The organism is Polycladomyces subterraneus, assembly GCF_030433435.1.
GTDB lineage: Bacteria > Bacillota > Bacilli > Thermoactinomycetales > JIR-001 > Polycladomyces > Polycladomyces subterraneus.
In genome coordinates, this window is the sequence record NZ_JANRHH010000041.1 from 97,965 (window position 1) to 107,163 (window position 9,199).

Consider the following 9,199-nt stretch of genomic DNA (forward strand, 5'->3'; position numbering starts at 1 on the left):
GTCGAAAAGGAGGAACCACTGTGAACAACCGGGACAACATCGACCAACATCTGTCCCAAGCCTTTTCCCATATCGAACAGGCTTTAGATCTGAGCATCGAGGAATACAAAAGAATAAAGGAAAGCCAAGAAGCGCTCGGTCGCCAATGGGAGGAATTCTTGGGTCGTGTATATCATGCCATCAAAGAAAAAGGAAAAGCGAACCGGATCAATTTACTGGGGTGGATCTCCTTTACTCGCCTCCGGAAATGGTTATAAATCCGCACATGGAAACGGCTCGTTAACAGTGGATGACCATTCATGATATGGGTATATTTTCTATGGATGCCTTCTGGTTCCTTTGCTATTATGGTGAAGGTGATTTTCAACCAGGGGGTGTAGATGCCATGCAACAGGCAGCTGCAATTGCCACACTGATCTCGGCCATCGCTTCCTTGATAGTGGCTATTGTTGGTGCCATCCGTCTGTACCTGGAATATAAGCGTAACATTCAATTCGCTTATTTTGATTAACATTGAAGTCAGAGCCCGCAACGGGCTTTTTTTTTATTGAAAAAAGAGGGGGACAAGCCCCCTGTCGTTGATCAAATCCGCGAACACACAGGACAAAAAGAAGATGGTCGAAATCTCGTGAAGACGAAAATCACATCGTGTCCTCTGTCGATACCGGGATCATGCTCAGTCCGACGCGTTCCCGTTCCAAGTCCACCTTCAGCACCCAAACGTCCACAATGTCCCCCACCGAGACGAGGTCCATCGGATGCCGCACATACCGTTCACTCATTTTGGAGATGTGCACCAACCCGTCATTTTTCAAACCGATATCCACGAACACACCGAAATCGACCACATTGCGCACGGTGCCTTTCAGTTGCATACCCGGTTTCAAATCCTCCGGCTTCAACACGTCGGAGCGGAAAATCGGGGCCGGCAGTTCGTCGCGCGGGTCTCGTCCAGGTCGGAGCAATGCGGAGATGATGTCCCGCAGGGTGGGGACGCCGCAATCCAAACGTTCAGCCATCGCTTCCACATCGACCTGTCGCAGCTTTTGGTTGAGCGATTCAGTTCCGATCTCTTCCGGTTGGCTGTCCAACGCCGCCAACAGACGCTCCACCACCGGATACGATTCGGGGTGGATGGGCGTTCGGTCCAACGGGTTCTCACCATCGGGAATGCGCAAAAAGCCGATACACTGCTCAAACGTTTTGGCACCCAGACGGGGAACTTCCTTCAGCTCTTCCCGGTTGCGATACCGCCCTTGTTCTTCGCGCCTTTTCACGATGTTTTTGGCCACCGATGCACTGATACCCGATACATATTGCAACAGGGAAACGGATGCAGTGTTGACATCCACCCCCACGTGGTTCACTGCCGATTCCACTACCGCAGTCAGGCTTTCCGCCAACCGTTTTTGCGATACATCGTGCTGGTACTGCCCTACACCAACGGCTTTGGGCTCGATTTTCACCAATTCCGCCAACGGATCCTGCAGACGGCGGGCGATCGAAACCGCGCTCCGCTGTGCCGCGTCCAGGTCGGGAAATTCCTCCCGGGCCAGTTTGGATGCGGAATAGACGCTGGCTCCCGCTTCATTGACGATCACGTAGTACAATTCCAGATCCATCTCACGGATCAGCTCCGCGACAAACGCTTCCGTCTCCCGCGATGCCGTCCCATTTCCGATCGCGATCAGATCGACACCGTAATCTTCCACGATCCGCTTGACGGTAGCTTTTGCTTCAGCCACTTTGTTCTGCGGCGGTGTGGGGTAGACCACACCAACATGGAGCAATTTGCCTGTATCGTCCACCACGGCCAGCTTACAACCCGTACGGTAAGCGGGATCAACACCCAGTACGGTTTTGCCGCGTACCGGCGGTTGCAACAACAGGTTTCGCAGGTTTTCCGAAAAGATATGGATCGCTTGTTCCTCCGCTTTTTCCGTCATAGCCGAGCGAATTTCACGTTCAATCGACGGAGCGATCAGCCGTTTGTATGCATCTTCTGCAGCCTGACGCAGATAGGCGTGCGTCGGAACGGAAAACCATCGGTACAAGCGTTCCATAATCGGGCCATCTTCCACTTCCACCTGCACGCGCAGGATTTCCTCGCGTTCGCCGCGGTTCACCGCCAAAATGCGGTGGGATGGCATTTTATGTACAGGTTCACGATAATCGTAATACATTTCATAGACGCTGCGCACGTCCGGATCTTTGGCCGAGGAGACCAGCACCCCGTGTTTCCAAGTGTACTCCCGCACCCATTTGCGTACCTCGGCATCATCAGACAACGCCTCGGCAATTATGTCCATCGCCCCGGCCAGCGCCTCTTCCGGGGTTTTCACCTCTTTTTCCTCATCGACAAACTGCGGCGCCAAAGCGGTCACTTCCGCTTCACTTTTCGCCTGCAGCATCGCCTCCGCCAGCGGTTCCAACCCACGCTCTTTGGCCACGGAGGCGCGGGTTTTCCGTTTGGGGCGGAACGGTCGATACAAGTCTTCCACTTCCTGCAATTTAACCGCCTGCAGAATCCGCTCTTTCAATTCGTCCGTCAACTTGCCCTGTTCATCGATCAGCCGGATAACTTCTTCTTTTCGCTGATTCAACTGAACGAGATATTGATAACGATCTGCGATCGCACGCAACTGTTCCTCATCCAGCTCACCTGTCCGCTCTTTTCGGTAACGGGCGATAAAGGGGATTGTGTTACCTTCCTCCATCAATTCGACACTGGCCTGCACTTGTTTGACCTGAATGCCCAACTCTTCGGCAATCAGACGCAACATCTCTTGAACCTGCATAACCGCCTCCCGTATTCAGAAAAATCTTCGACTCCACCATGATACTCCGCCATACCCGAGGACGCAAATGAACGGATCGTGACAAACGGAGTCACCCTCGGTGTTTTTTGAAGGAAGTAAACAGTCTTAACGGAGGGAACAACAGATGGAGAATCAGGGGAAGGAGTTTCACGGGGCATGACAAAAAACCAACGAGGCGCCCAACGTTGGCAAAATCAGGGATATCACAGGTTCGCTCACATGCATTCCGAAGGCTCCATCCTCAGCGATTCCCTTAGTTTCCGCAAGGCTCGCCGCTGAAGACGGGATACGTGCATCTGGGAAATGCCAAGCCGTTCCCCAGCCTGTTTCTGGCTCATATTTTCATAAAACGTCATACGGATGATTTCCCGTTCACGCTCAGTCAATACCTGAAACGCTTTTTCCAGCAACATACGCTGGTCCACATGCTCATAACCTTCATCTTCGTCTCCCACGATGTCCAACAGCGTCACCTGAGAACCATCACTGCTCGCTTCGATCGGGGTATCGACGGAAACGGCATTGTAACTGCGTCCCATCTCCATCGTCTCCAATACTTCCTCAGGTGTCACGTTGAGGTATTGGGCGATCTCTTCGATCTGCGGAGATCGATGCAATTTCGAAGTCAGTTCTTCTACCGCTTTTTTGATACGCGGTCCCAGCTCTTTGATGCGGCGTGGCACATGTACGCTCCACGTTTTGTCACGGATGTACCGTTTGATTTCGCCGACGATCGTGGGCACAGCGAATCCCTCGAAACTCCGGCCATAGGCGGGATCATACCGCTTCAACGCAGCCAAGAGCCCGATCATCCCCACTTGTACAAGGTCTTCATAAGGTTCACTGCCACGGGCGAATTTGGACGCCAAAGTTTCCACTAATTCGGTGTAATGCGTGACCAGCTCTTCCTGAATGGCACTGTCTCCGCTCTCCTGGTATTGACGAATCTTCTCCAATACCTCTGCGTCAGTGAGATCGGGTTTCTGTGGGCGAGTCGACATCTGCCTCCACCTCGTCCCTCCTGATGTACTTCGTCAACGTCACCACCACACCATTGTCGCCTTTGATCTCCACGCGATCCATCAGCGACTTCATCAAATAGAGACCCAAACCTCGCTCGCGCAAGGCGTGATAGGGAATCCGCCCGTTGATTGGACCCGCTTTGGCTTCGACGGCCGATACGTCAAAGCTACACCCTTGATCGATGATCTCGATTTCCAGTCTGTCGACGTACAGATTACAACAGATAGAGATTTCTCCGCCTTCTCCCCGGTATGCGTGATGGACTGCATTGGTGCACGCCTCCGCCACCGCCAGTTTCAAGTCTTCAATATCATCATATGAGAAACCCATACGGGTGGCGATGCCGGAAATAGCCAATCGCACTACGCCCACGTAATCAGCTTTGGCCGGAATGGTCAGCTCGATCAGGTCCCTCGGTTGATCTTTCATGATCATTCGTCCTCCTGCGTCCCTTCAATCTCGATGATCTCATTCAAGCCGGTGATCCGGAACAACCGTTCCAAACGCGGACTGACCCCCGTGATAACGAGACGTCCCGCCGCAGCCCGCAAGGACTTGTACGCACCGATCAGGACACCCAATCCCGTACTGTCGATATAATCCACTTGCGATAAGTCCAGATACACCACACGGCTGTCCCGACATAGCGGCATCAGTTTTTCTTTCAATTGGGGGGCCGTGAAGGCGTCTATCTCGCCTGTTACTTCCAATGTCGTCATCCTGTCAGAATCCTGCCGTTCTTTGATGGATACGTTCATTCGCTTCAACCTCCGCTACTAGAGTACCCGTTTTCCGAAAGCTCGAAACACCTCTTTTATCCATCTGATAATGGTTTCGGACGAATCAATAGGATGGTCTGGTCGTCCTTCAACTTGTAATTAGCCAATTCGTATATATGCTGATAAATCGATTCCACCGCTTCTTGAGCTGGCCTGTCCAAATATTTTAAAATTATTTCTTGAAATCGTTTCCTTCCTAAAAATTGTCCGTCAATCCGACATTCCGTCACCCCATCAGAAAACAGAATGATGGCATCTCCGGGTTTCAACTGGACCTGAAACTCTTGGTAAGTGGTATCCCGTGACACACCAAGAACAAGCCCGCGGGATTTCAGATCGTGAAACGTTCCTTCCTCCGCCCGGTATAGCAAACCAGGCTCGTGGCCCGCCGTGGCATAGCGGAACGTGTGGTCTTTTGAATTGTACACCCCGTAAACCATGGTAATAAACATACTGGGATCGACGTTGCGCTCCACCACCGCATTCAGATTGCGCAACACTTCGGCCGGCCCTGGCGGATTGTGGACCAATACATCCATGGCGTACTTGATCATCGACATGCATAAGGCTGCGGGAATCCCTTTACCAATGATGTCAGATAGAGCGATTCCGACTTTCCCTTCCCCGTGATCGACGAAGTTGTAGTAGTCACCGCTCATTTTGTTGGCCGCAATACTGACGGCCCCGATTTCAGTACCTGGCAACTGGGGAGTAGAACGGGGGAGCAAGGTTTGCTGCATGCCGACGGCCACTTCGATCTCATACTCCAGTTCCCGTTGGCGGTCAATCAGTGATTCATGCTCTTTATATGCGATGCCGTAACCGATCATGATCTCGATCAATAGATCGAACATGTCTATTACGACGGGCGGGACATCGGGGAGCATCTTTTTCACGGCGGCGGCGTGCATACTGATGATCTCCTCCGGGGGAATGCGCTGCTCCATCATCCACTTGCTCAACTGTTGGGCAGCGTAGAGATGGTCCTCACGCTTCTCCCGCGAATAGGAACTTAGCAATTCCTCATATTGGCGTTTCAAATGCTCATCCATAGTGTCACCTCGTCCCGTTGTACGTCCGCCTTTGACTTACGCTCATGATCTATCCGGGACCAGCTGCCCAGTTCACTTATGAGTGGTTACCACTCTATTCAGCTCAACTGCATTGTATCCCGATTCCCGTGTTCTTTCAACAAAAAAGGGATAGGGAACGCGCGTGGCATTCCATATCCCTCGTCAAAAGTCGATCAAACCCAAGCTGATCATCAGCGCTTCGTTGACCCGATTCATCATTTCCTCATCCAAATGGGTGATTTTGTCGGTCAGGCGCTGTTTATCAATCGTACGAATCTGCTCCAACAAAATCACCGAGTCCCGATCAAACCCGTAGGCTTTGGCGTCGATCTCCACATGGGTGGGTAACTTGGCCTTTTGAATTTGAGCGGTAATCGCGGCGACGATCACGGTGGGGCTGAACCGGTTGCCTATATCGTTTTGGATGACCAGAACAGGCCTGACCCCACCCTGTTCCGATCCAACCACTGGTGATAGATCGGCAAAGTAAACATCGCCACGCTTGACAATCAAATGGTTACACCCCACTAACCAGTCGTTCCAAAGTGTCGTCCGCTTCTTCTTCGGCTTCGAAGGCCTCGGAAGCAATATTCAAATTGATTTTCGCCATCTCCATGTAGCCGCGCTGCATCATCTCACGGATCAACCGTTTTTTCCGCTCTTGCAGGTACAGCTTCATCGCTTGGCGGATAAACTCACTTCGATTGGAATTCTCTTTCGCCACCATACCGTCAACTTCTTGCAACAGATGCTTGGGTAGGCTGATCATGATTCGCTTGGTTTCGGACAAAACTTCGCACCCCCAACCAATCATCACCGTTGGCGATTTCCCTTACAATACTACCATTATGACGTAAGGGTTGCAAAAATATACTTTAATCAAATGAGTCCGCCTCCCCAAGACGGACCGGGGAGAACACTGTGACTTTCTTCACACGGCTAAACACCAAGGCACTCCCTTTGGTCGCCGTGAGCTTCTCGCTTCATCCGGCGTGGCAACCCACATCCATCCACGATGGCTTCGTCCAAGCCTACTTGATTCAGTCTAACGAGCTTTTCACTCGCGTAGTAGTTTTAGGTGTTTTCGCACTTGGTTTTTCCTGCTCGCTACTTTATAAATTTATTCGACCCATACGACAAAATTCCTGCTGTTCCCCGCCTATTCCCGCGGATTTTTCACCATAGGGTCGCACCTGTCCAGCAGTTTCTATCGGGGATGTTAAAAGTTTGCTTGTCCCAATCGATTCACCACACCGATGATGCGTCCGCCTTTTTTGTAGACGCGCGGCACGCGATAACCTATCATGCATGTCACTTCATAGGAGATGGTGCCCAACGCTTCCGCCACTTCGTCGACCGTGATCCGCTCTTTCCCTTGCATTCCGTAGAGAACCACTTCGTCTCCCACCTTGACCGGCATGGCTTCGGTCACGTCCAGCATCGTCTGATCCATGCAAATCCTGCCGACGATCGGCACCCTGCGTCCGTTGACCAGCGCTTCACCTCGATTGGAGAGCAAACGGTTGAAACCGTCTGCATATCCCACGGGGATGGTCGCGATCCAGCGTGTCCCGTCGGAAACAAACGTTTTTCCATAACTGACACCCATACCCGCAGGCGGCCGTTTGAGATGGACAATTTTCGTTTTCAACGTCAGAGCCGGGCGCAAGTCCACCGCTTCGCGGTTCACTTCGGCGGAGGGATAGTACCCGTACATACTGATCCCCAAACGAACCAATTGATGTGCATACGCTGGTAAATCAATCGCCGTGGCGCTGTTGGCGCAGTGAACAAGCGGGATCTTGATCCCTTCCGATTGCAACCGAACGATGATACGCTCCAATTGTTCATGTTGCCATTTCGTATAGGATTTGTCCATTTCATCCGCCGTGGCGAAATGGGTGAACAACCCTTCCACCTCGATCGAATCGTACCGTCCGATCCTGTGTAAAAACGGCAACACTTCATCTTCAAACAATCCCAATCGGCCCATGCCGGTATCCACCTTGACATGAACCGGTACTTTGTGTCCCAATCGGGCGGCTTGGCTTGCCACCTCGTCCACAACCTCTTCCGTATACACGGTCAATGTGACATCGCGGCGCACGGCCTCCGCCACCGCTGCGGGCGGGGTATACCCCAACACCAAGATCGGCGCTTCGATCCCCGCATTTCTCAGCTCCAGCGCTTCATCCAAAAAGGCAACAGCCAGATGGGTCGCACCGGCTTCCAGCGCGGTTTTCGCCACGGGAACAGCACCGTGACCATAGGCGTCCGCCTTGACGACCGCCATGAGCTTGACCGATGACGGAAATCGATTTCTAAATTGTTGAACATTATGTGTGATGGCATCGAGATCAATCTCTGCGATCGTATCACGGAAATAGGTTTGGTTCATCCTCGAGCTCCTGTTCGCCGAATGATCTCCAACTGAGTTTGCAATTGATCCACGAATTGATTGCTGACTAAAAGCGGACGGCGTTTGCCTCGAATTCGGAAAATATAGGGCAAATCATAAGCTGGTTCAATCTGGACCAATGGAATTTCTTCTCTCTGATTTCCCATATGAATCACCAGCTTGTCCTCATAAAGAATGTAACGCGGACGATATAACGCCCGAAACAGTGCGGGAAACCCGAATATCACCATAGCCGCCGCAACGATCGTGCCCATGATAAACGGGACAGAGCGGTAAGGAAATAGCAAGAACACTCCGGCAAACCCGGCGAGAAACAGTACCGTCTCCAACAAGCGCATCAGGCCGCTTTTTCGATAGAGCAACACGAAATACGGTGTCTGTTCCTCATAGATAACAGAGGAATCCATCTCTCCACCTCTTTCAAACCGAAGCAGGTCAACTGCACTTCGGAAAGGGTGCCGATCCGAGTAACCTGTTCCCTGCTCGCAGGATAGAGAGCCGCCCTTCTCTCAGGTCAACGATTCTACCACATTTATACAATGCAAAGACACGTTCGACAACGTTTCCACCCATCATCATACATGCTCGGACGCGGAATTGCAAAGGGAAAAGGCGCATATTCCATGAAATAGTAGCTTTCTGGAAAAGATCCATCCTTCTTTAACGTCAACTGAATTTACTTGCAATTGTATTCATATATTTCATACAATAATTTGCGCAAACGGTTTCACCATATCGACAGGGGGGGAGCTTAATGAAGAGAGTCTCGTCTTTATTGGTGCTGGTTTTACTTTTCCTCATGGTGCCGGGAGTGAGAGCAGACAACACCACTTCCCAAGGCAACCGGTTTACTTTGCCACAAGGTGTATTTTACAGAAAAGCCGCATGAAAGCCCACGGTTTCAATCGTGGGATGAAAGGCGGCGTTGCTCGGCATCCCCTTTTGGGGATGGCAAGAGCAACCAATTCGCTGTATAATCGAACATATGAGCGGTGCTCATCCCACTGGAGGTGGGCTTGTTCCTGTGGACGTCATGGTATGAGGTTCCAGTGGCGAACCAATCTTTCCCACTGGGTAAAACCATGA

The 9,199-nt window shown here is 51.6% G+C and carries 12 protein-coding genes; 3 read left to right on the forward strand and 9 right to left on the reverse strand.

The window, feature by feature from the left end:
• Positions 1–20 precede the first annotated feature (20 nt).
• On the forward strand, positions 21–257 hold the full coding sequence (locus NWF35_RS12005; protein ID WP_301239362.1) for a hypothetical protein: 237 nt from the start codon (positions 21–23) through the stop codon (positions 255–257).
• 32 nt (positions 258–289) lie between these two features.
• Positions 290–511 carry a hypothetical protein gene (locus NWF35_RS12010; RefSeq protein ID WP_301239363.1) on the forward strand — a complete coding sequence of 74 codons (222 nt, stop codon included), beginning with the start codon at positions 290–292 and terminating at the stop codon, positions 509–511.
• Positions 512–641: 130 nt separating this feature from the next.
• Here the strand turns inward: NWF35_RS12010 and NWF35_RS12015 are convergent, their stop codons facing one another.
• From NWF35_RS12015 to NWF35_RS12055, 9 genes are all read right to left on the reverse strand, one after another.
• Positions 642–2,798, reverse strand: a complete 2,157-nt coding sequence (locus tag NWF35_RS12015) for a Tex family protein (protein ID WP_301239364.1) — start codon at positions 2,796–2,798, stop codon at positions 642–644.
• 236 nt (positions 2,799–3,034) lie between these two features.
• Positions 3,035–3,820: an RNA polymerase sigma factor SigB gene (gene sigB, locus NWF35_RS12020; protein ID WP_301239365.1), complete on the reverse strand. Its 786-nt coding sequence runs from the start codon at positions 3,818–3,820 to the stop codon at positions 3,035–3,037.
• Positions 3,786–4,271, reverse strand: coding sequence for an anti-sigma B factor RsbW (gene rsbW, locus NWF35_RS12025; RefSeq protein WP_301239366.1), 486 nt, complete (start codon positions 4,269–4,271; stop codon positions 3,786–3,788). Before rsbW ends, sigB begins: the two co-directional genes overlap by 35 nt.
• A 2-nt stretch (positions 4,272–4,273) precedes the next feature.
• Positions 4,274–4,600: an STAS domain-containing protein gene (locus tag NWF35_RS12030; protein ID WP_301239367.1), complete on the reverse strand. Its 327-nt coding sequence runs from the start codon at positions 4,598–4,600 to the stop codon at positions 4,274–4,276.
• Between the two features lie 56 nt (positions 4,601–4,656).
• The gene (locus tag NWF35_RS12035; protein WP_301239368.1) at positions 4,657–5,673 is read right to left on the reverse strand and encodes a PP2C family protein-serine/threonine phosphatase; all 1,017 of its coding nucleotides are present in this window, start codon (positions 5,671–5,673) and stop codon (positions 4,657–4,659) included.
• A gap of 183 nt (positions 5,674–5,856) precedes the next feature.
• Positions 5,857–6,207, reverse strand: a complete 351-nt coding sequence (ndoA, locus tag NWF35_RS12040) for a type II toxin-antitoxin system endoribonuclease NdoA (RefSeq protein ID WP_205495494.1) — start codon at positions 6,205–6,207, stop codon at positions 5,857–5,859.
• 4 nt (positions 6,208–6,211) lie between these two features.
• Positions 6,212–6,508, reverse strand: a complete 297-nt coding sequence (locus NWF35_RS12045; RefSeq protein ID WP_212775006.1) for a CopG family ribbon-helix-helix protein — start codon at positions 6,506–6,508, stop codon at positions 6,212–6,214.
• Between the two features lie 405 nt (positions 6,509–6,913).
• Positions 6,914–8,092, reverse strand: a complete 1,179-nt coding sequence (alr, locus tag NWF35_RS12050) for an alanine racemase (protein WP_301239371.1) — start codon at positions 8,090–8,092, stop codon at positions 6,914–6,916.
• Complete coding sequence (locus NWF35_RS12055) at positions 8,089–8,520, reverse strand: hypothetical protein (RefSeq protein ID WP_301239372.1); 432 nt, start codon at positions 8,518–8,520, stop codon at positions 8,089–8,091. The genes alr and NWF35_RS12055 overlap by 4 nt, the downstream gene beginning before the upstream one ends.
• 347 nt (positions 8,521–8,867) lie before the next feature.
• On the opposite strand from NWF35_RS12055, the gene NWF35_RS12060 reads away from it, so the two are divergent.
• Complete coding sequence (locus NWF35_RS12060) at positions 8,868–9,002, forward strand: hypothetical protein (RefSeq protein WP_301239373.1); 135 nt, start codon at positions 8,868–8,870, stop codon at positions 9,000–9,002.
• The last annotated feature ends 197 nt before the right edge of the window (positions 9,003–9,199 follow it).